The organism is Mucilaginibacter sp. (assembly GCF_025362475.1).
GTDB lineage: Bacteria > Bacteroidota > Bacteroidia > Sphingobacteriales > Sphingobacteriaceae > Mucilaginibacter.
On sequence record NZ_JANYGH010000005.1, the window covers coordinates 217,078 to 238,605 of the forward strand.

Consider the following 21,528-nt stretch of genomic DNA (forward strand, 5'->3'; position numbering starts at 1 on the left):
TATAATTATGCGTGTGTTAGTTTTTCTGCTGCTTGTCCTGCTTCGCTGGTGTTCATGATAGCTGTTTGTCTGCCGATAGATTCGGCATGTAAAAGCTCCAATAATTTCTCAGTAAACTCGTCGCCTAATTTTAAAGCTTTTGCATAGTTGGTGCGTTTTTGAAGAATCTCGTCCCAACGGCCAACCTGTAAAATGGTAATGTTATTATCTTTTTTGTATTGACCGATCTTGTCAGCAATCTGCATACGCTCGGCAATTTTCTGGATAACTAAATCGTCAATTTTGTCGATCTGGTTACGTAACTCAGCCAGTTTGTCGTTTACTTCCGCATTACGGATCTCTGGTTTACGTAAAGCTAAGTGATCAATGATATCAGCAAGGGCAGCAGGGGTAACCTGTTGTTTGGCATCTGTCCAGGCTACGCTTGGGTCAATATGCGATTCGATCATTAAACCTTGCATATCAAGATCTAAGGCTTTTTGTGATATGTAACCTATCAGATCGCGGTTACCAGAGATGTGGCTTGGATCGTTAATGATTGGCAATTCAGGAGCTAAAGTTTTTAAAGCGATAGCGATATCCCACATTGGCTCGTTACGGAAAGCAGATTTTTCATAAGATGAAAACCCGCGGTGAATAGCAGCCAGTTTAGTAATACCTGCATTGTTGATACGCTCCAGAGCGCCAACCCATAAAGAAAGATCTGGGTTTACCGGGTTTTTAACCATTACGGGAATATCAACACCACGTAAAGCATCAGCAATTTCCTGTACAGTGAAAGGGTTAACTGTTGAACGGGCACCAACCCATAAAATATCAACGCCTGCTTTTAAAGCCTCTTCAACATGTTTACCGGTTGCTACTTCAATAGCAGTTGGCAAACCTGTTTCTGCTTTAGCGCGTTTTAACCATTCTAAGCCAATACTGCCGATACCTTCAAACTCTCCCGGACGGGTACGCGGTTTCCAGATGCCTGCACGTAAAGCAGATACTTTACCAGTTTGGGCTAATAAATGAGCTGTGGCAACTAACTGATCTTCAGTTTCGGCACTGCAAGGGCCTGCTATTACCAATGGTTCTTTACCGGTTTTAATCCAGGTATGAAGCGGCTGTATGTTTAAATTTAGTTTCATCGTTTTATTGTTTGTCCGGCTTTTTGATTTTATAAGTCGGGGTTGTTATTATATTTTTTGCTTATTTAATTATTGTTTATTGTTGTCGATCTGCAGGATCTTAAATGTTCCTCCGGATATTGATATATCTCCGTACCCGTTCAGTTCTTTGGGGTTTAGGGGTTACTGATAGCTCGTCTTCGTGTCTTTCATATTCGCCAAGTATATTAAAGTTTTGTGTGTATTTCAGAATCTGTCTTATCGCGTTATCATAGTTTTTTTGCTCGTCCCACTCAACATCTACATAAAAATTGTATTCGTTGCGTTTACCCAGAATTGGCATTGATTGGATTTTGCTCATATTCAAGCCTTCTTCGGCAAAAATATTAAGCACTTTAGCCAATGCACCAACTTTATTACTCACCTGGAAACAAAGCGATGCTTTATTAACACTTTTCTTTTCTACATTATCATGATGGGTAAGTATCAGGAAACGTGTAAAGTTTCTTTTGTTTGATTCAATTCGACGCTCCAATACATCAAGCCCGTAAAGACTTGCAGCAAGTGAATTTGCAATAGCCACAGTATCTGTCAGCTGTTCATCCCTGATACGTTTGGCACAAGCGGCGGTATCGCTGCTTTCCACAATTTTTAAATGTGGGTATTCATCAAAAAAATCAACACACTGGCGTAAGGCTATGGGGTGCGAGGTAACATACTTTACATCCTCAAACTTTACACCAGGCAGCGCCATTAAATGCAGTTGTATGGGCAGATATATTTCACCAACTACCGGGAAGCCATAATCAAGGAGTAAGGTGTAATTTGGAAGGATACTTCCGGCAATGCTGTTTTCAATAGCCATTACTACATAATCAGCTTCCCTCTTTTTCAAACTTTCAAAAGTTTGTTTAAAAGAGTTACACTCAATCATCTGGGCGTTTTCGCCAAAATATTTTAGCCCTGCCTCTTCGTGGAAAGAAGCGCGGATCCCTTGTATAGCAACTCTTGGTTTTTCTATTTTCATAACCCCTGTTAAAGCAAAAAGTCCCGGCATTTTGTGCCGGGACTTTTTAAATTCTTTATGTGTGTTTAGTACATATTAGTCCCGGCTCTCACTGTTAAAGTAAAAGTAGTAACCATAAAAATATGCACTGTTAAATTTCATTTGTTTTTATTATGTTGTAAATGTACGGTAAAAAATGATTTTGTCAATAGATAATTTTATTTTTTGTGAAATTAATTGGCGTAACAGAATTTAATTTCGCAAAAACAGGTTTTGACTTCTTTTATTCTTGAAAAATGAATTCTTTGTTAATTTTCTAATATTTCATTTGGTACGCTATATCATTACGCCGAACTTTTCTGCTCAGAAAGATGAGTAATGTGCTGTATTTCATACTCCCGTTGCATCACCTTAGCAGTTTGCGTGCTGCCATCATGGCTCCAGCCCGGCGGGTTAAATAAATAACCCAATTTATTTTTAAAACCTGGTGCATGTTTAACATCATGCATCAGGGCTTTCCATTCATGAAAAATTACATTAACAGGGCCCATATCTTCGGGTTGTTTGGTTATGCCATACTTAACAGGCTCGGGTAAATCCTCATCACGAAACGTTCCAAAAAGCCTATCCCATAAAATTAATACCATGCCCATGTTTTTATCCAGGTAAGGAATGTTTGATGCATGGTGTACCCGGTGATGTGCCGGGGTAACAAATATCCACCCGTACCATTTGGGTAATGGTACTTTATACTGTGTATGTACCAGGTTGCCGTAAAATTGGGTAACCAAATAGGCGTATAAAATATCCAACGCGGTAAAACCCATTAAAGCTAACGGTAAATAAAAAAACACCCTGTATAATGGCTCAAAAACCGTCGACCGGAATCCCGTGGTAAAGTTGAATTGCTCTGATGAATGGTGGGTTACGTGTATAGCCCAAAAAAAGCGGCAATAATGGCCTATGTAATGCAAAACCCAGTATAGGAAATCCTGTAACACAATTAAAATAGTCCAATACAGCCAGGTATTATGTATTTGAAACAGCCTGTATTGGTAAGTAAACGTCAGTATTATAAATGTACTTCCTTTAACTATCACGTTTGTTATAACGGCAAGCGAGGTAAGATAGATATTGGTAAGTGTATCGCGTGTTTTATAGTAGTGCCTGTCTTCCCAATAGCTCAAACCCATTTCAACCAGGGTTAAAACAACCAGCAGGCAAAGTATTACAATTGCACTTAATTGCGTTTTATCTAAATGCTGCATTTATAAATTTATGTAATATAATAAACTATCACAAAGTTCGGCTTCTGTGCAGATATTATCAATATTACATTGACCAATCTTGGTCAGCAGGGTGCAATTTATATTACCGTTTTGGTTTTTCTTATCCTTTTTCATGATTTCCAATAAAGCATCAAATGTTGATTCTTTAATAGTGTAACGCGGATAAAGGGTATTCAATGTTTCTGTTATTTCCTGCAGGTCTTGAGCAGGTAACCCTGTTTTTTTATGGGCAAGGTATGATTCGCAGATCATTCCAATAGCGATAGCTTCTCCATGTGATAAATGATCTTCATCATTGATCAACGAATAGGTTTCAACAGCATGGCCGATGGTATGACCAAAATTTAACGCCTTACGGATTCCTTTTTCATGTGGATCCTCAATCGTTATTTTATTTTTGATGGCTACAGAGCGATGAACCAATTCGGCAGATGGCTTAGTAAGGTCGCTTGCCTTTAATTGGTGCCAGTAGTCCGCGTCCTGAATAAGGCCGTGTTTCAGCATTTCGGCCAGGCCGGATAGTATTTGTCTTGGCGGTAAAGTTTCTAAGAAGCTTAGTTCAATAAATACAGCTTTTGGTTGGGTAAAGGTACCAATGATGTTTTTGATGCTATCAATATCGATACCTGTTTTACCGCCCACAGAGGCATCAACCTGGGATAGCAGGGTAGTAGGGACATGTACAAAATCAATCCCTCTTTTAAAGGTAGATGCAGCAAAGCCGCCCAGATCGCTAATAACACCACCACCTAAATTAATGAGTAGGCTTTTACGGTCAGCGCCAAAGTCGATCAGCATTTTCCAGACGCCTATGCAAAAATCAATATCCTTGCTTTCTTCACCGGCATTTATCTCAATGATGTCAAAATTGTCCTGATCTTCAATTTTACTTTTCACAAGCGGCAGGCAATGCTCTGCTGTATTTTCGTCTGTTAAAATAAAAAACCTTGAATAATGACCTTGCTTTACAAAATTAGCCAGTTCATCAATACTATTATTAAAATAAATAGGGTAGTTGTCGCTCTGAATGGTGTCCATAATTTAAATAACCACGATTTTATTTCCTCTGAATTCAACCAGGTCGCCTCGTTTAACTTTAAGGCGTTTGCGGTAATCTACCTGGCCGTTATAAGTCACTTCGCCCTCACTTACAACTATTTGCGCCTCACCGCCTGTTTGTACTAAATGGGCAGCTTTTAGTAATTGTATCATCGGGATGAAGTCGCCTGTTAACTTAAATTCAATCATGGAAACGCAAAATTAAACTATTCATGGAATAATGAGTTATCATTTTATAATTTTGCACATGCTTTCTAACGAAACCGATAACAATTCCAAACACGCTAAGCTCTCTTTTGAAAATACAGAAATCGCTTTTCGTCATTCAACCAATACCGATCTTAGCCGCGCTTACTGGCTGTTCAGGATAATTAACGTTAACTTTTTAGTGAAGATCGGTCCGCCCGTAACCAATTTTGCTATAAAAATAGGTTTGCCTATTAAAAGTATCATTAAGGCCACCATATTTAAACACTTTTGCGGCGGCGAAGCCATTGCGGAGTGCGATAACACGATCAAAAACCTATACAGCGGAGGAGTAGGTACCATTTTGGATTACTCTATTGAAGGTGAAGATGATGAGGCTGTTTTTGACAGCACCCGTGATGAGATCATCAAGACGATAGTAAGGGCATCTAAAGATAAAGCTGTTCCTTTAACTGTATTTAAAATAACCGGGGTTGGCCGTTTTGCTTTGCTGGAAAAACTTGATGCGCGCTTGCCGCTTACGCCTGAAGAAGAGCAAGAATGGCAAAGAGTTCAAAACAGGGTATTGGCAATTTGTGATAAGGCCCATGCCAGCAACGTACCGGTTATGATTGATGCGGAAGAAAGCTGGATACAGGAAACCATCGATTTGCTGGCCTTGACTATGATGACCCAGTTTAACACAAAAAAAGCCATTGTTTATAATACCTATCAAATGTACAGGCATGATAAGTTGGCTTCGATATTAAACGATCATGAGATAGCCCAGAGTGAAGGGTTTATTTTGGGAGCCAAAATTGTACGTGGCGCCTACATGGAAAAGGAGCGTAAGCGGGCTTTGGAGATGGGTTACAATTCTCCTATTCAAACTGATAAAAAATCAACAGACCTGGATTATGATTCGGCGCTTGATTATTGTACAAGTCATATTGATCAGATAGCTTTTATTGCCGGGACTCACAATGAAGAAAGCTGCCGTTTGCTGGCCGAATTATTGGATAGTAAGCAAATAGATCATAAACACCCTCACGTTTATTTTTCGCAGCTATTAGGTATGAGCGATAATTTAAGCTTTAACCTGGCCAATGCAAAATACAACGTGGCAAAATATGTGCCTTATGGGCCTATAAAAGCAGTTTTACCGTACCTTTTTCGCAGAGCGCAGGAAAATACCGCTATTGCCGGGCAAATGAGCCGCGAGTTGAGCCTGATAGTAAAAGAGCGTAAAAGAAGAAGTACAAAGTAATTGTTTTAAGAAGTCCTTTTTAATCAATTGTAATAGCTATTATTGTTTTCAGTTATAACCAACTTAAAACCAAATAATTATGAAGTATTACATTGAGGCCTGGAAAGCTAAGCAGGCGTGGATTGATATGAACCATGAACAAAGGGGGGCATACATGGCACAGCTTGGTCCTGCCATACAGCAGTTAAGTGAGCAGGGTACAGAAATTGTAACCTGGGGCAGCAATGATGGCGATACTTTTAACCGTATGGATATGGATTTTTTTGCGGTTTGGAAATTCCCAACGGCCAAACTTGCCAAAACGTTTGAAGAACTTGTTGAAGCTGCCGGATGGTACGCCTATTTTGAACAGATAAATATAAAAGGAAGTCCTGCAAGCCCTAATGAAATTATTGGGCATCTTATAAATCTGTAACATATTAAGAATATTTCTTTCAGGCGGCTGTTCAAATAGCCGCTTTTTTTGTTTTAAAGTTTTGTGAATTGATCGTTTTCAATATTTCATATAAAAATTTTTAGCCAACTGTCCAATAGCTTCCATTTCATTTGTTATCGGGGTATAATTCATATATTTATTAACCCGTCTGCCTGTAGGCAGCCAATTAAAGCCAATTCAAAATGAACGAGTATTTAATTTTAATGCGCCTGGATCTGATCACTAAGGAGGCCCAGCCATCGCCCGAGCAAATGGAAGGATATATGAAACAATATCACGATTGGGTAGGTGGTATTGCGGCCCAAAATAAATTTGTTGGTGGTACGGGCTTATCCATGGAGGGCAAAGTTATAAAACCCAATAATGTGATAACCGATGGGCCTTTTGCCGAAGTGAAAGAATCGATCGCAGGTTTTGTAACCATAAAGGCAAAGGATATGGATGATGCTGTAAACATGGCTAAAACTTGCCCGATATTGTTGGGCGATGGTAATAGCATTGAAGTACGTCAGATAACAGGAAGCCATCAGGATAACAATTAAAATGATGCTGCCAAAAACTGTTTGCATGCAGTATTTGGCGGCATTTTCATTATGAATACTGCAGAACTCATACCGCATTTATTCAGAACAGAATACAGGAAAATTGTAGCTGTACTTTGCAGGCGCTTTGGTTTCGACCAGATAGAAATGGCAGAGGATATAGCCAGCGAAACTTTTCTTACGGCTACGCAAACCTGGGGAATTACAGGTATCCCGCCAAACCCGCCCGCCTGGCTTTATAATGTTGCCAAAAACAAGGCTAAAAATTACTTGCAGCGTAGTTCCACTTTTAAAAGCAAGGTCTCGCCCGAAATAATAAATAGCACGCCCGATTTTTACGAAACGGAGATTGACTTGTCGCCCGAAAATATAAATGATAGTCAGCTACAAATGATGTTTGCTATTTGTAACCCGATAATTTCAACGGAGGCGCAGGTTGGGTTATCTCTTCGGATCCTTTGCGGTTTCGGGGTTCAGGAAATAGCCGATGCCTTTTTGACCAATAAGGAAACTATCAATAAGCGATTATTTAGAGCCAAAGAAAAACTCAGAGCGTTAAAGATTAAGATACAGCTCCCCGGATCATCAGAAATTGATGAGCGTTTAGCGCCTGTATTAACAACCATTTATTTGCTCTTTAATGAAGGGTATTACTCTGTTAGCCAGGATAAAACACTGCGGAAAGATCTTTGCCTTGAAGCAATGCGGTTATGTACCATGCTTATAGAAAATCAAAATACCAATAAGCCCGATGTAAACGCGCTGCTTTCGCTCATGTGTTTTCACGCTTCGAGGTTTGAAGCCCGTTTCAATAAAAACGGCGAGCATATTTTGTACGAAAAACAGGATACCAGCTTATGGAACACCGATTTAATTAGCAAAGGGGGATATTTTTTAAGTTGCGCGGCAAGCGGCAATAAATTATCAAAATATCACATCGAGGCCGAAATTGCCTATTGGAGTACCCGGCAGGCGGATACAAAAGAAAAATGGGAAAGTGTTCTGCAACTTTACAATCTTTTGCTGCAGATAGAATACTCACCTATAGCGGCTTTAAATCGAACGTATGCACTTTCAAAAGCGAATGGAAAGGAAGAAGCAATTATTGAGGCCGAAAAGCTGGAACTTACCGATAACCACTTTTACTTTGCATTGCTTGGGGAACTTTATACAGATCTCAACAACTTGAAAGCGAAGGGTAACTTTGAAAAAGCGCTTTTACTTGCAAAATCAGAAGGGGATAAGCAAAGTATTAAGAAGAAGATGGATGAGATGTGAGCGGTTTTTTTATCTAAAATAAAATCTCATTTGATTGAATAATGTAAACTTTTCGAATGGTATGTTGTTGATACGGCTAAGTTGTCCGTAATATTACGTTCAATTTTAAACAAATTACAGACTATGAAAATTTACCATTCATTACTGCTGATAATTATTATAGCAACAGTAACCCAAGGTTGCGTTAGCAACAAAAAATACAACGAATTGCAGGGTAACTACACCCAATTACAGAACAGCACCCGCGACCTCAGTGTAAAATATCAAACCAGTGAGCAGGCGCTTGCGGTAAGTACTGGCAGGGTAAAAAGCCTGGAAGAGCAAATAGCTGCAGAAAGATCAAATGCTGCCATTTTGCAGGATGCGCTAAATAAATGTTTAGCCGGTAACAACCAGGGGAATGTAAATATTTCCAAACTGGTAGATGAAATTAATGCATCTAATAAGTACATCCAGCACCTGGTTGAAACCAAAAACAAAAGCGACTCGCTTAATATGGTTTTAACTAACAACCTTACCCGCTCATTAAGCAAGGAAGAAATACAGGATGTTGATGTGAAAGTACTTAAAGGCGTAGTGTACATTTCATTATCAGATAATATGCTTTACAAATCAGGTAGTTATGAAATATCTGATAAGGCAGGAGCAACGCTGAGCAAAATAGCCAAGATCATTTCTGATTATTCAAGTTATGACGTATTAATTGAGGGTAACACGGATAATGTGCCTATTAAACAAGCCAATATCAGGAATAACTGGGATTTAAGTGCTTTAAGAGCATCATCAGTAGTACAGGCGTTGCAGAATACTTATAATGTTGATCCTAAACGTTTAACAGCTGGTGGCAGGGGAGAATACAACCCAATTGCCGATAATGGAACACCAGGAGGTAAAAGCCAAAACAGGCGTACACAAATTATCATAACACCAAAACTGGATCAGTTTATGGATCTGATAGGCAAAGCCCCGGAAACAAAAACGCCGCCTAAACAATAAATGTTTTAACGCGTTTCTTAAATAAAAAGGCCTTAACTAATTCGTTAAGGCCTTTTTTGTTGCGTTATATTTAATATACAAAATACTGGATCACTTGTCTGTACATATTTGAAAATACGGTTTTGACTCGTCATTTGAATTTATTTTTACTAAACGAGGTAGTGTTAATTGTTTGTACATATTTTAAATTCTTGTTGTAAATTGTGTTGGAAATTACTAATTTTAATTTCTGAAGATCAATTAACCAATTTTAAACCAATGTTCCGGAAGTTGTATTATGTGTGGCTGGTGATAGCCGCTTGTGTTTTGTACACGCTTCATGCCTGCAATTCATCTGGCCAGGGTGATGCTGAACAAATACCTGATACAATCAGTTATAATTTTAACATCCGGCCCATACTATCAGATAAATGTTATAAATGTCATGGTCCTGATGCTACGCACCGGGAGGCAGATCTGCGGCTGGATATTCGGGAAAGTGCTTATAGAGCATTAAAAGACAATCCATCAGCTCATGCTCTGGTACCAGGCGACCCGATGCTGTCAGAAGTTTATCGACGCATTTCAACAAAGGATACCACAGAGCAAATGCCGCCGCCATCATCAAACCTAAAAAAGTTAACACCTTATGAGGTTGATTTGATTGAAAAGTGGATAAAACAAGGCGCTAAATATGAAAAGCACTGGGCCTTTGTTCCGCCACATTTATCTCCTGTCCCACAGGTAAAAAATAGCACCTGGCCTAAAAATGCCATAGATAATTTTATACTTCAAAAACTGGAACAAAAGGGTATTAGTCCCAATCCCGAAGCTGATAAAGAACGGCTTTTGAAACGGGTGTCGCTTGATCTTACCGGTTTGCCCCCAAGCCTGCAATTGATGGATAGCTTTTTGGCTGATAAAAGCCCTGATGCTTACCAAAAAGTGGTTGATCAGCTAATGGCAACTCCTCAATATGGCGAAAAAATGGCGCTGCACTGGCTTGATGTTGCCCGCTATGCCGATTCTCATGGTTACCAGGATGATAATTATCGTACCCAATGGCCATGGAGAGATTGGGTGATACATGCCTTTAATGAAAACATGCCCTATGATAAATTTATCACCTGGCAATTAGCCGGTGATTTATTGCCGAATGCAAGTAAAGAACAGCTGTTAGCCACAGGCTTTAACCGCAACCATAAAATTACCGAAGAAGGCGGCGTAATTGATGAGGAATATAGGGTAAGCTATGTTACAGATCGTACCAATACCTTTGGTAAGGCTTTGCTGGGTATTACACTGGAATGTGCCCATTGCCATGATCATAAATATGATCCCTTTTCGCAGAAGGAGTATTATCAAATGTTCGCTTTTTTTAATAATGTAAAGGAAGTAGGCCTTCAATCTACCGTTGGCGGTCCGGAAACTTATGCCAAGCGGCCGATGATGCAGATCAGTAATGAAGATGTTAAAAAAATACTTACGTTTATAAACAAGCAGGACACGGGTAAACTCATTGTATCTGTAATGACAGATAGCGATAAAGTACGGCCAACTTATATTCTTAAACGCGGCAATTATGATGCGCATGGCGATGTGGTTGAACCGGGAACACCAAAATCAATATTACCATTTACTGCCAACTATCCAAAAAACAGGCTGGGTTTGGCCGAATGGATGTTCAATAAAAGCAACCCCCTTGCTGCAAGAGTATTTGTAAACCAGGTTTGGCAGGAGTTTTATGGCAAGGGCATTGTAAAAAGCTCTGGCGATTTTGGTATGCAGGGCGATCTGCCATCACATCCCCAATTGCTTGATTGGCTTTCAGTTGATTTTATGGATCATGGCTGGGATATTAAGAGGCTGGTAAAACAAGTTGTTATGTCTGCTACCTACCGCCAATCGGCAGTGATTGGCCCCGAAAAGTTAAAGGCCGATCCTGAAAATACTTTGCTATCGCGTGGCGTGCGTAATCGCCTGCCAGCCGAGTTTGTCCGCGACCTGGTGCTGGCAAGCAGCGGCTTGCTTAACCCTACCATTGGCGGGCCAAGTGTAAATCCTTATCAACCACCCGGTCTTTGGGAAAACGCGACATCAGGCCGTGGAATATTGGCTAATTATAAGCAGGTACACGGTCCCAACCTTTATCGCCGCGGCATGTACACCCTTATAAAAAGAACTGTACCTCCGGCATCTTTAGGCATATTTGATGCCAGTAACCGCGATCAATGCGAGGTGAAACGCCTGCGTACAAACACGCCGCTGCAAGCATTGGTGATGCTTAATGACCCTACAGTATTGGAATCTGCCCGGGTATTGGCTGCCAAATTGTTGCAGGATAACAGCGTGTCGAAAGATAAAATAATCAAGGCCTTTCGCTTAATTATGTGCCGTCGTCCGCAGGAAAAGGAATTGGCCATATTAACTGCTTATTATAACGATGAGTTAAAAAATATGAAGGCAGATGATGCCAAAAAATTATTAAGCGTGGGCGAATATCCTGTGCCTGAAAACCTCAATAAAATAACGCTGGCGGCGATGATGAAAGTAGTAGATACAATTTATAACCTGGAAGAAGCGATAACCAAAACCTGATTGATATGGAAAAAGATTTTTTAGAAAGCAGGCTCAATATAAACAGGCGCAGGTTTCTTTCAAGATTAAGCCTGGGCATTGGCAGTATTGCATTGGGATCGTTACTTATTCCTGATCTTTTTAGTGGAAGTGGCGGCGAGAGTGAAGCTGAGTTTATACCCGGGATACCCAACTTTGCACCTAAAGCCAAAAGAGTTATTTACCTGTTTCAGGATGGAGCGCCCTCGCAATTAGAATCATTTGATTACAAGCCCAAATTACGTGAAATGATGGGGCAGGAGTTACCTGCCTCGGTGCGTGGTAACCAGATACTCACCGGGATGACCGCCAAGCAGGCTTCATTCCCGCTTGTAGGCTCATTTTATGACTTTAAACAATATGGCGAATCAAGGGCGTGGGTAAGTGACCTGTTCCCGCATATTGGTAAAATTGCCGATGACATCTGTATCATCCGGTCAATGAACACTGATGCTATTAACCATGATCCGGCGCTTACTTTTTTTCAAACCGGGGCGCAGCAGGGCAATCGCCCAAGCATGGGTTCATGGGTAAGCTATGGTCTGGGAAGCGAAAATAAAAACCTCCCGGCATTTACTGTACTGCTATCAAAAGGCAAGGGCAATGGCCAGGGAGTTTATTCTAAACTATGGAGTAATGGCTTTTTAGATTCCATTCACCAGGGTGTACAATTTAGCAGTGGTGAAAATCCCATCCTGTATTTGAATGACCCTAATGGGATGGACCGGCGTGAGCGCCGTAAAATGCTCGATAATTTAGCGGCGCTAAATGATATCAGCTATAAAGAATTTGGCGACCCCGAGATAAATACCAAAGTACAGCAATATGAAATGGCTTACAGGATGCAAACCGCCGTTCCTGAAATTATGGATGTATCAAAGGAATCGGATGATATTGTAAAGATGTATGGCCCTGATTGCCTTATTCCGGGTACTTACGCGGCCAATTGTTTATTGGCGAGAAAGTTATCGGAGAATGGGGTGCGCTTTGTACAGCTATATCACCAGGGATGGGATCAGCACAGCAACCTGCCACAGGAAATGGCAGGACAGGCAAAGGATGTTGACCAGGCTTCCGCAGCATTGGTTACAGACCTTAAACAACGCGGTTTGCTTGATGAAACATTGGTGATATGGGGGGGAGAGTTTGGCCGTACCAATTATAGCCAGGGTAAGCTGGAAAAAGCCAATTATGGCCGTGACCATCACCCGCGTTGCTTTAGCATATGGATGGCCGGTGGCGGTATTAAACCCGGTTTGGTTTACGGCGAATCGGATGATTTTGGCTATAATATAGTGAAAGATCCGGTGCATGTGCATGATTTTCATGCCACCATCCTCAACCAGTTAGGCATCGACCATAAAAAATTAACTTTTAAAAGCCTGGGCCGAAGATACAGGTTAACTGATGTTGCAGGCAACGTTGTAAAGGGGATAATAACATAACACAATTTTTTATTTTTAGGATGGACGGGATTTTAAGGCATTGGGCGCCTGGAATATTTTATAAGAGTTTTAATTAAAAAGCACCATTGCTAATATATGAAAGGCAACCATAAAGGTTTTGCAGATGGAACGTTATTTGCGCTAAATATTTTCATTGTAGTTTTAGTTGTTGCCGGCAATAATCTGGTTGTGCCGCAATGGCTTCAGCCGGTAGGGAGGTTGCATCCCTTGATCCTGCATTTTCCCATAGTGATACTTATGCTGGCTATGGTGATGGAGTTTTTTCGTTTTCGCAGTGAGTTCGCCAATGAAAAGCTATACCAGAGTTTTACCGATTACCTATTGTTGTTAGGCGCTCTTTTATCGTCTGTAACAGTTATCATGGGTTTGTTATTATCTAAAGAGGCTGGTTATGAAGGTAACACGTTACAATGGCACAAATGGCTTGGGGTGAGTGTCGAGTTTATGGGTTATGGGGTATACCTTATTCGAAACACGCCGAAATATACAGCTACACTGGCCAAAACGGGGGCATTAGTTACCGTGTTTTGCTTAATAGTTGCCGGGCACTTTGGCGGGAATCTTACCCATGGCGAAGATTTTGTTTTGGGACCCATCATGGACAAAGAGAAAAATCTGGTTCCGATTGATAAGGCGTTAGTTTATCAGGATGTGATAAACCCAATCTTCATGGCGAAGTGTCAAAGCTGTCACAACCCCGATAAAATGAAGGGTCGGCTTATGCTTACCAGCCAGGAGGCGATACTGAAGGGTGGTAAAAGCGGGAAACTCTTTGTGCCCGGCGACCCGGCAATAAGCTTACTTCTTCAGCGCGTGCATTTGCCCGAGGGCGAAAAAAAACATATGCCGCCAGTGGGTAAACTACAACTTACTGATGAGGAGAAAATGCTCCTTTATCTGTGGGTAAAGGGCAATCCCGACTTTAAGAAAAAAGTTATCAGCTTGCCGGTAACAGATTCCTTAAGGATGATTGCATCAAAACTGCTAAAGCCCGTTGAAAGCACTGAGGAGGTTTATGATTTTTCTGCTGCGGATGATAAGGATATTAAAAAGCTGAACAATAATTACCGGGTTATTTATAAGCTGGCTAATGAGTCGCCGGCATTGGCGGTAAATATCTACAATAAAAGCACTTACAATATTAAGGCTTTGGAAGAGTTAAGTCCCGTTAAAAAACAGATTGTAGCACTCGACCTTAATAAAATGCCCGTAAAGAATGCCGACCTGAAAGTTATTGCCAGGTTTGAAAACCTTCGTCAGCTTAACCTTAATTTTAGCGATGTTACCGGCACTGGTTTAAAAGAGCTTGCCGCGCTTAAATACCTTAAAAGTCTCTCGCTGGCTGGCATAAAATTAAGTTCTGCCGATATAAAGCAACTTACCGCCCTAAAAAGCTTAACTGAACTGGCGGTATGGGATACCGGCTTAAAAACTGCCGAGTTGGAAACCTTTCAAAAAGCCAACAAGCATGTTAAACTTTTAACAGGATTTAAGGATGATGGAAAAGCCATAAAATTAACCAGTCCGCAGTTAAAAAATACGGCAATTGTATTTAAGCAAAGCTACCAGCTGGAATTAAGTAATCCTATTAGGGGAGTTGATATCCGTTACACTACTGATGGCAGTGCTCCTGATAGTATCCATTCCGCATCCTATAAATCCAGCGTAACATTTACACAAAGTACAGTGATAAGGGCACGGGCTTTTAAAGCAGGATGGATAGTTAGTGATACTGTTCAATTCAATATTTACAAAAGCACTTATACACCAGATAGTGTGGCTTTTTTGAAATACCCGGATGATAAATACAAAGGCGACGGCCCCAAAACAATAATTGATAAAGAACTGGGCGGAAATAATTTTGGCAATGGTAAATGGCTTGCATCACAAAAGGATATGGAAATGCTGTTGTGGTTTAATAAGCCCGTAGACTTGCACTCTATTAACCTCGACGCGATGCGTAACACCGGGCCACAGATATTTTTACCCTCTAAAATTGAAGTATGGGGCGGAGCTGATCAAAATCATTTAAAGCTTTTAAGCCATGCAGCTCCTGCTATGCCACTTAAAACTGATGCGTTCGGCATTATGAGCCTGGAGTGTAAACTAAAAACATCCCAATCGGTATCTTGTGTAAAGCTGGTAATTAAACCACTGGCAAGCGTGCCCTCCTGGCATCCGGCCAAGGGCAAGCCGGGCTGGGTTTTTATAGATGAGGTTTTTGTTAATTAAGACGTCCAGGCTAAAAAAATGGCGACACTTTCATCTATAAAATCCCTATTTCATACTTAATGATTGATTAACATTATAGAACTTCATTTCAAGGCTTTTATCCAAACTGTAAATATCATTGTAGGTAACTATTTCCCCGTCCTTTATCTCACAGGTGAGGTAAGTGATTTTAATTGGCAGCGGTTTTTTTAAAGCGATGTTCTTATTAACATGATTGAGCATCCCGTTATGAAAGGAGGCAATTTTACTTTCAGAATTATCATTTTTTAATAAAAGTGTTCCCAGCTTTTCTGCATGTTCAACACCGATAGATCCATTACTCAGATCCCTTTCTTTTTTCATGAATAGTGCCTGTTCCTTTATATCATGGATATATATATTATACGTATTAGGGAAGTGAAAAGCAAGTGAACCTGGGGCATCGATGAAAGATCGTTGAATGTTCGTATCCTTTTTATTATCAGTAGCCAGTTGATTGTTTTGCAGGTGGAGGTTATCTGTTTTTACCTTAGGTAATATTTTCCCGGGTAACATTTTTGGCGGAATCTTCAATTTTGGAGCAGTGGTAACGTAACCAACAGTACTTTGCAATGTTGGGGTGGGGGTTCCTGGTTTGCCGGCTATTATCCTGAAAAAGTAAGTAGAATCCCGAAGGCGTAGTTTTAATGTATATGATGGAATATTAATATGGATATAAGCACTGTCTTCAATATTTACCCATCTTAGCCGTTCCATATTAATTGCAATCTTCCTGATCACGGCCTGGGGAGTTTCATAGCAATCATTTTGGTATAAGCCCTCGAGCAAATGCATTTTACGCTGCATATCCCTGTATTCTTTTGATTTTGGCTGTACGCTCGCTATCGCGCCCATAGTGTTGGTTTGTTTAAGCGCCTGTATCAAAAATTTATCGGCTTGAAAACGGCCATTTACATTACCATCAATTTTACGGGCCGGATAATCAGGATTAAGTTTTCCGTAGTGCAGGTTGTTCATAAATGTTATAATAGCGTCAGTAAGCATAATATCAAACCGGGCCTGTTGATCCAGGTTTATTTTGCCTGGTGTATCTAATATATTATGCAGTTTATCGTAAAGTAGTTCTTTGGGGTGATAATCAGCATGAGAAAGTCCGAATTGTAATACGCAGTCAAGCATGAGCATAGCCTGCCAGGTGGGCCCTTCTCCGTTTTGCGGCTTTATCCAAACAGGAGTAAATCCATTTTGCTTATATAACCGAAGCACTGATTTAGGGTAATATAAATGGCTACTTAAATCTTTGCCGTTTACTTGTTTCTGAATTTCTTTACTAAATAAACTATCGCTTTGGAATACGTTTTTATCTGTATTATTAATGATTTTGGCGCAAACTTCCTGGCTATTAAAAGTTACCAGGATAGCGATTCCTATTAACAAAAAGTGTTTAACAAAAGTGTTTTTCATAACCATTAAATTGTGCTATAAAGTTCGGTTAAACCCGTTAGGCGAATAATGATCTATATCACATTTTAGATTGATAGTAAGCACCTGGAAGACAAAAAAAGAGGCCGCTCATAACCAGTATGACGCAACCTCTTTCAATTATTAATTATGGGGTGAGATTAATTTACAATCAACTTATCTTCATGCTCAACATCGAGTATAAGATTAAACAGTTCCTGCTTAATTAAACGGAATTCGCGGGTTAGGTTGGTCATAAAATATTCTAACTGTACCTGCGTTGAGGCTAATGCTTCCGTATCTTCAGGAATAATATCTTCGGCCATTAACTCCAGTTGTTTTATTTGCTTGTTAAGCAAGTCGTCAACTTCCATTTGTTCCAGTTTCTGAAGTGTTTTTCCGGTAGTAATGAGTTTATCAATATGGTTATTGTCCTTTAAGCGGGATATGTTGCTATCCAGCAAACGATGCAGGAACGAAGTTTCAATTTTGAAAAACTCAAGATCTGAGAGCCATCGCCGAGCGATGACATAATATTGTAATGATCTGGCAGACATGGCGGTTGTTGTTTCCATATAAATTCAGGTTTTATTTTTTTAATTCCTGTTAAGTAATTTATAAATATCGAAACTGTTAGTAGGTACTTAGATGATGATCGTCATTTATAAAGGTGACAGTTCTCATATTTTCAAATGCTAAATTGGGCGTCCGCTTATTAAACAGGTTTTATCGGGCATGTTCAAATCTTTGGAAATAAGAATTTTCCAGTATTTCCCGATGATCAGGGTGCGCAAGTTCTATCAATGCCCTGGCTCGTTGCTTTAAGTTTTTGCCGAAAAGATTAACTATGCCATACTCGGTAACCACCCAATGCACATGCCCTCTCGTGGTTACAACACCCGCACCTTGTTTCAAAAATGGCACTATGCGGCTAATGCCTTTGTTTGTTTGTGAAGGTAATGCGATGATTGGTTTACCCCCTTCAGACAGCGATGCACCATGGATGAAATCCATTTGCCCGCCGATACCTGAATACTGATAGGTACCAATAGAATCGGAGCAGACCTGGCCCGTTAAATCAATCTCAATGGCACTGTTAATGGCCGTAACCTTCGGATTTTGACGAATGATGCTGGTGTCATTTACATAACTTATATCCATTACCCTTACACTTGGATTATCATTTACAAAATCATATAACTTACGGGTTCCGGTTATGAAGGCGGTTACCGAGCGGCCGTTATTTAATTTTTTCTGGCTATTGTTTATTACCCCTGCTTCAATAAGTGGTATGATGCCATCTGAGAACATTTCTGTATGCAGACCTAAATTTTTATGTGTGCTGAGGTTTTTTAGTACCTGGTCAGGAATACTGCCAATACCTAATTGTAATGTTGCTCCGTTATCGACGAGCGAAGCTACGTGGTAACCAATTTTTTCAACCACAGCATTGGTTTCAAAAGCATAATTTACTTCCGGTAGTTCGGATTTATGCCAAACCATAGCGTTTATTTTATTTATATGGACAAAACTTTCTCCATGCGTTCTGGGCATTAACGGGTTTACCTGGGCAATAACAATTTTGGCAGTGTCAACTGCTGCCCTGGCAATATCTACCGAAGTACCAAGGGAACAATAACCATGAATATCTGGTGGTGATACCTGGATTAAGGCCACATCTATTGGCAGAATGTTTTTTCGAAACAATTGGGGGATCTGGCTCAGAAATATCGGAACATAGTCTCCATCGTCACTATTAGCTACGGCCCTGGTGGCCGCCGAAACAAACAGCGAATTAAAGAAAAAGGATTTACGATGTTCGGGCCTGTCAAAATTCACATCACCAAGTGTTGTGATGCTAACCAATTCTACGTTATAAAGATCATTGTGCCTTTTTTGTAAGGCTTCAACTAAACACACCGGAGTAGCGGCACTGCCATGTATAAAGACACGGTTACCGGGCTGCACCAATTTCAATGCTTCGTCTGCAGAGATATATTTTATATCAATCATATAAATCTTAAGCTTATTTAAATTTCGTTTCAAAACTAAATCCAATTTAGCATTGAAAAGCTGATTGCCGACATGTTAAAACCTGACAGTGATCATTAAATGTACAATATGGCATCAAGCAGTTCTTTGTGATATTCTTCACCGAAATGGTTACCGGGAAATTGTTGTCATTGCACTTAGGACTTTTAAATAGTGGCCTAATTACTTTATATTATAAAAAATGACCATCATCACATTTCTATATGAAAACAGTTATATTTTAATTGGAGCTTTATGTTAATATTTGTGATGGATATCAATTTTTTGATAAAACTGCCTTATGGAAAACACCGCCCTGTTAAAAGCTATTATTGATAATGCCATTGATGGTATTATTACAATTAATGGCCGTGGAATTATTGAAAGTATTAATCCATCGGCCTGTAAGCTTTTTTTGTGTAGTCCAGAAGAGGTGATAGGCCAAAATGTTTCAACGCTTATGCCTCCGCCGGATAAAGAGCAACATGATGAATATATCAATCGTTATCAACGAACAGGTAGTCCACATATAATTGGTATTGGACGTGAAGTAACCGGATTGAGAAAGGATGGGTCAACATTTCCATTCCGGCTTGGTGTAAGCGAGGTTCCTTTTGCCGAGAGAAAAATATATACCGGATTTATCCATGACCTTTCGAGGGAAAAGGAAGCCGAAGATCAGTTAAGGAATTATGCCGCTCACCTGGAAGAGTTGGTTGAACAGCGTACAATGTCGTTGAAAAACACGGTGCAAGCCCTGCAACAAGCAAAAGAAGAGGTTAGCATTTCTCTTGAAAAGGAGAAAGAGTTAGGCCATTTAAAAAGTCGCTTTGTTTCTATGGCTTCTCATGAATTCAGAACGCCTTTAAGCGCTGTGCAACTATCAGCCTCTTTGATAGAGAAATATGCCCAGCCTTTTGATAATCCTAACATCAGGAAACATGTGGGGAAAATAAAAAATGCGGTAGGTAATTTAACAACCATCCTGAATGATTTCCTGTCGCTGGAAAAACTGGAGGCCGGGAGGGTAGAGGCTTCATGCACACGGTTTGATCTGGTTAAACTCGCTGAAGAAATAACTGAAGAACTGCAGGTGGTGGCCAAACAAAATCAAAATATTATTTATCAGCATACCGGCACTCATAGTATAGTTAACCTTGACCAAAATCTGCTGAAAAACTGTGTCATCAATCTTATCGCGAATGCCATCAAATATTCTGGCGAGAATACTTTTATAGAGTTTAATACGGAAATCACTGATCATGTATGCATTATTACCATCAGAGATAATGGTATTGGGATACCAGATGCCGACCAGAAGCATTTATTTGAAGCATTTTTCCGCGCTCACAATACGGGCAATATTCCCGGAACCGGTTTAGGTTTAAATATTGTGGCACGTTATACCAGTTTGATGAACGGGCATATAGAATTTAAGAGTAATATTAACCAGGGAACCATATTCACTATTACATTTCCAATATCATGAGTAAAAAAGTTTTGATTATTGAAGATAATAACGACATCCGCGAGAACGTGGTGGAAATTCTTGAACTTGCCGGTTACCAGGTGTTTGATGCCAATAATGGAAAAAAAGGAGTCGAAATTGCGTTAAAGGAAATTCCTGACATTATTTTATGCGATATAATGATGCCCGAATTGGATGGTTACGGTGTTTTATATATGCTGAATAAGAATCCGGAAACCGCGGCTATCCCGTTTATATTTTTAACTGCAAAAGCCGAAAGACTGGATTTAAGAAAAGGAATGGAAATGGGGGCGGATGATTATCTTACCAAACCATTTGATGATATGGACCTCCTGAACGCCATTGAAAGCAGGCTGAAGAAAAAGGAAATCCAAAAAAACTTTTATAGCAAGTCATTAGATCGTTTAAATAACCTTATCTCCAAAAATGACGGGCTTTCTGAATTAAAAAAGATCATCCAGGATCGCAAAAGCCGTCACTTTAAAAAAAATCAGGTTATTTACTATGATGGGGACAAAGGTTCTGGCCTTTACCTTGTTATTAGCGGAAAGGTAAAAACGATTAAACTTGCAGAAGACGGACGGGAATTGATGACCGGTATTTACGCCCATGATGAATACCTGGGTATTAACGCTCTGCTGGCCAATGAGCCTTACGCAGATACAGCAACCGCTTTGGAAGATAGCGTATTGTGCCTTATCCCAAAAGATCAATTGGAGCAATTACTTAATCTGTATCCGGAAGTTGCCCGCGAGTTTATTAAACTTTTAGCAAATGATATAAGGGATAAGGAAGATCAGCTTATGCAGCTGGCCTATCATTCAGTACGAAAAAGAATGGCAGAGGCCATGATCAGGCTATATCGCCAACAAAGCGACGGTAAAGAAGGCTTTAAAATTACGCGGGAAGACCTCGCCGCTATGGCTGGTATGGCTACGGAAACTGTTAGTCGTACTTTATCAGATTTTAAGGACGAAGGATTGATTGAAAAAAAGGGCAGCCTGATCACCATTTTGGAGCCTGAAAAGCTTGCTAAAATGAAAAACTGATATAGGTCATTTTTTTGACTGACCTGGCTCATACTATAGGGGCAATCATAACGAT

Annotated in this window: 18 protein-coding genes; 10 read left to right on the top strand and 8 right to left on the bottom strand. The window is 40.1% G+C overall.

Annotated elements, in window-relative coordinates; genetic code table 11:
- Nucleotides 1–5: 5 nt before the first annotated feature.
- The 5 genes from Q0R88_RS02795 to Q0R88_RS02815 form a co-directional block, all read right to left on the bottom strand.
- The gene (locus tag Q0R88_RS02795; protein ID WP_295711930.1) at nucleotides 6–1,133 is read right to left on the bottom strand and encodes a chorismate mutase; all 1,128 of its coding nucleotides are present in this window, start codon (nucleotides 1,131–1,133) and stop codon (nucleotides 6–8) included.
- Between the two features lie 100 nt (nucleotides 1,134–1,233).
- Entirely contained in the window at nucleotides 1,234–2,139 is a 906-nt protein-coding gene (locus Q0R88_RS02800; RefSeq protein WP_295711931.1) for a prephenate dehydratase, read from the bottom strand.
- A 323-nt stretch (nucleotides 2,140–2,462) separates the two neighbouring features.
- The gene (locus tag Q0R88_RS02805; protein ID WP_295711933.1) at nucleotides 2,463–3,386 is read right to left on the bottom strand and encodes a sterol desaturase family protein; all 924 of its coding nucleotides are present in this window, start codon (nucleotides 3,384–3,386) and stop codon (nucleotides 2,463–2,465) included.
- On the bottom strand, nucleotides 3,387–4,445 hold the full coding sequence (gene aroB / locus Q0R88_RS02810; RefSeq protein ID WP_295711935.1) for a 3-dehydroquinate synthase: 1,059 nt from the start codon (nucleotides 4,443–4,445) through the stop codon (nucleotides 3,387–3,389).
- Between the two features lie 3 nt (nucleotides 4,446–4,448).
- Complete coding sequence (locus tag Q0R88_RS02815) at nucleotides 4,449–4,655, bottom strand: RNA-binding S4 domain-containing protein (RefSeq protein ID WP_295711937.1); 207 nt, start codon at nucleotides 4,653–4,655, stop codon at nucleotides 4,449–4,451.
- Nucleotides 4,656–4,713: 58 nt separating this feature from the next.
- On the opposite strand from Q0R88_RS02815, the gene Q0R88_RS02820 reads away from it, so the two are divergent.
- The 8 genes from Q0R88_RS02820 to Q0R88_RS02855 all read left to right on the top strand — a co-directional run bounded on the left by Q0R88_RS02820 (nucleotide 4,714) and on the right by Q0R88_RS02855 (nucleotide 15,464).
- A complete protein-coding gene (locus Q0R88_RS02820; RefSeq protein WP_295711938.1) occupies nucleotides 4,714–5,919 on the top strand; it encodes a proline dehydrogenase family protein in 1,206 nt (401 codons plus the stop codon).
- A 79-nt stretch (nucleotides 5,920–5,998) separates the two neighbouring features.
- Complete coding sequence (locus Q0R88_RS02825; protein ID WP_295711940.1) at nucleotides 5,999–6,334, top strand: DUF6616 family protein; 336 nt, start codon at nucleotides 5,999–6,001, stop codon at nucleotides 6,332–6,334.
- A gap of 203 nt (nucleotides 6,335–6,537) precedes the next feature.
- Nucleotides 6,538–6,897, top strand: a complete 360-nt coding sequence (locus tag Q0R88_RS02830; protein WP_295711942.1) for a YciI family protein — start codon at nucleotides 6,538–6,540, stop codon at nucleotides 6,895–6,897.
- A gap of 51 nt (nucleotides 6,898–6,948) precedes the next feature.
- The gene (locus Q0R88_RS02835) at nucleotides 6,949–8,175 is read left to right on the top strand and encodes a sigma-70 family RNA polymerase sigma factor (RefSeq protein ID WP_295711943.1); all 1,227 of its coding nucleotides are present in this window, start codon (nucleotides 6,949–6,951) and stop codon (nucleotides 8,173–8,175) included.
- Between the two features lie 123 nt (nucleotides 8,176–8,298).
- Complete coding sequence (locus Q0R88_RS02840) at nucleotides 8,299–9,171, top strand: OmpA family protein (RefSeq protein ID WP_295711945.1); 873 nt, start codon at nucleotides 8,299–8,301, stop codon at nucleotides 9,169–9,171.
- A gap of 258 nt (nucleotides 9,172–9,429) precedes the next feature.
- Nucleotides 9,430–11,748 carry a PSD1 and planctomycete cytochrome C domain-containing protein gene (locus Q0R88_RS02845; protein WP_295711947.1) on the top strand — a complete coding sequence of 773 codons (2,319 nt, stop codon included), beginning with the start codon at nucleotides 9,430–9,432 and terminating at the stop codon, nucleotides 11,746–11,748.
- A 5-nt stretch (nucleotides 11,749–11,753) separates the two neighbouring features.
- The gene (locus tag Q0R88_RS02850; RefSeq protein WP_295711949.1) at nucleotides 11,754–13,211 is read left to right on the top strand and encodes a DUF1501 domain-containing protein; all 1,458 of its coding nucleotides are present in this window, start codon (nucleotides 11,754–11,756) and stop codon (nucleotides 13,209–13,211) included.
- Between the two features lie 96 nt (nucleotides 13,212–13,307).
- A complete protein-coding gene (locus Q0R88_RS02855) occupies nucleotides 13,308–15,464 on the top strand; it encodes a c-type cytochrome domain-containing protein (RefSeq protein ID WP_295711950.1) in 2,157 nt (718 codons plus the stop codon).
- A gap of 45 nt (nucleotides 15,465–15,509) precedes the next feature.
- On the opposite strand, the gene Q0R88_RS02860 is transcribed toward Q0R88_RS02855, so the two are convergent.
- From Q0R88_RS02860 to Q0R88_RS02870, 3 genes are all read right to left on the bottom strand, one after another.
- A complete protein-coding gene (locus Q0R88_RS02860; protein WP_295711952.1) occupies nucleotides 15,510–16,907 on the bottom strand; it encodes a L,D-transpeptidase family protein in 1,398 nt (465 codons plus the stop codon).
- Between the two features lie 158 nt (nucleotides 16,908–17,065).
- Nucleotides 17,066–17,479: a hypothetical protein gene (locus tag Q0R88_RS02865; protein ID WP_295711954.1), complete on the bottom strand. Its 414-nt coding sequence runs from the start codon at nucleotides 17,477–17,479 to the stop codon at nucleotides 17,066–17,068.
- A gap of 151 nt (nucleotides 17,480–17,630) precedes the next feature.
- A complete protein-coding gene (locus tag Q0R88_RS02870) occupies nucleotides 17,631–18,917 on the bottom strand; it encodes an acetyl-CoA hydrolase/transferase C-terminal domain-containing protein (RefSeq protein WP_295711956.1) in 1,287 nt (428 codons plus the stop codon).
- Between the two features lie 319 nt (nucleotides 18,918–19,236).
- Here Q0R88_RS02870 and Q0R88_RS02875 point away from each other — a divergent pair, with 319 nt between their 5' ends.
- Entirely contained in the window at nucleotides 19,237–20,424 is a 1,188-nt protein-coding gene (locus Q0R88_RS02875; protein ID WP_295711958.1) for a PAS domain-containing sensor histidine kinase, read from the top strand.
- The gene (locus Q0R88_RS02880) at nucleotides 20,421–21,473 is read left to right on the top strand and encodes a response regulator (protein WP_295711960.1); all 1,053 of its coding nucleotides are present in this window, start codon (nucleotides 20,421–20,423) and stop codon (nucleotides 21,471–21,473) included. Before Q0R88_RS02875 ends, Q0R88_RS02880 begins: the two co-directional genes overlap by 4 nt.
- The last annotated feature ends 55 nt before the right edge of the window (nucleotides 21,474–21,528 follow it).

Excerpts from the sequence above, each read along its gene's own strand:
- Q0R88_RS02795 (WP_295711930.1), bottom strand. The coding sequence starts at position 1,133 with ATGAAACTAAATTTAAACATACAGCCGCTTCATACCTGGATTAAAACC.
- Q0R88_RS02800 (WP_295711931.1), bottom strand. The coding sequence starts at position 2,139 with ATGAAAATAGAAAAACCAAGAGTTGCTATACAAGGGATCCGCGCTTCT.
- Q0R88_RS02805 (WP_295711933.1), bottom strand. The coding sequence starts at position 3,386 with ATGCAGCATTTAGATAAAACGCAATTAAGTGCAATTGTAATACTTTGC.
- aroB (WP_295711935.1), bottom strand. The coding sequence starts at position 4,445 with ATGGACACCATTCAGAGCGACAACTACCCTATTTATTTTAATAATAGT.
- Q0R88_RS02815 (WP_295711937.1), bottom strand. The coding sequence starts at position 4,655 with ATGATTGAATTTAAGTTAACAGGCGACTTCATCCCGATGATACAATTA.
- Q0R88_RS02820 (WP_295711938.1), top strand. The coding sequence starts at position 4,714 with ATGCTTTCTAACGAAACCGATAACAATTCCAAACACGCTAAGCTCTCT.
- Q0R88_RS02825 (WP_295711940.1), top strand. The coding sequence starts at position 5,999 with ATGAAGTATTACATTGAGGCCTGGAAAGCTAAGCAGGCGTGGATTGAT.
- Q0R88_RS02830 (WP_295711942.1), top strand. The coding sequence starts at position 6,538 with ATGAACGAGTATTTAATTTTAATGCGCCTGGATCTGATCACTAAGGAG.
- Q0R88_RS02835 (WP_295711943.1), top strand. The coding sequence starts at position 6,949 with ATGAATACTGCAGAACTCATACCGCATTTATTCAGAACAGAATACAGG.
- Q0R88_RS02840 (WP_295711945.1), top strand. The coding sequence starts at position 8,299 with ATGAAAATTTACCATTCATTACTGCTGATAATTATTATAGCAACAGTA.
- Q0R88_RS02845 (WP_295711947.1), top strand. The coding sequence starts at position 9,430 with ATGTTCCGGAAGTTGTATTATGTGTGGCTGGTGATAGCCGCTTGTGTT.
- Q0R88_RS02850 (WP_295711949.1), top strand. The coding sequence starts at position 11,754 with ATGGAAAAAGATTTTTTAGAAAGCAGGCTCAATATAAACAGGCGCAGG.
- Q0R88_RS02855 (WP_295711950.1), top strand. The coding sequence starts at position 13,308 with ATGAAAGGCAACCATAAAGGTTTTGCAGATGGAACGTTATTTGCGCTA.
- Q0R88_RS02860 (WP_295711952.1), bottom strand. The coding sequence starts at position 16,907 with ATGAAAAACACTTTTGTTAAACACTTTTTGTTAATAGGAATCGCTATC.
- Q0R88_RS02865 (WP_295711954.1), bottom strand. The coding sequence starts at position 17,479 with ATGGAAACAACAACCGCCATGTCTGCCAGATCATTACAATATTATGTC.
- Q0R88_RS02870 (WP_295711956.1), bottom strand. The coding sequence starts at position 18,917 with ATGATTGATATAAAATATATCTCTGCAGACGAAGCATTGAAATTGGTG.
- Q0R88_RS02875 (WP_295711958.1), top strand. The coding sequence starts at position 19,237 with ATGGAAAACACCGCCCTGTTAAAAGCTATTATTGATAATGCCATTGAT.
- Q0R88_RS02880 (WP_295711960.1), top strand. The coding sequence starts at position 20,421 with ATGAGTAAAAAAGTTTTGATTATTGAAGATAATAACGACATCCGCGAG.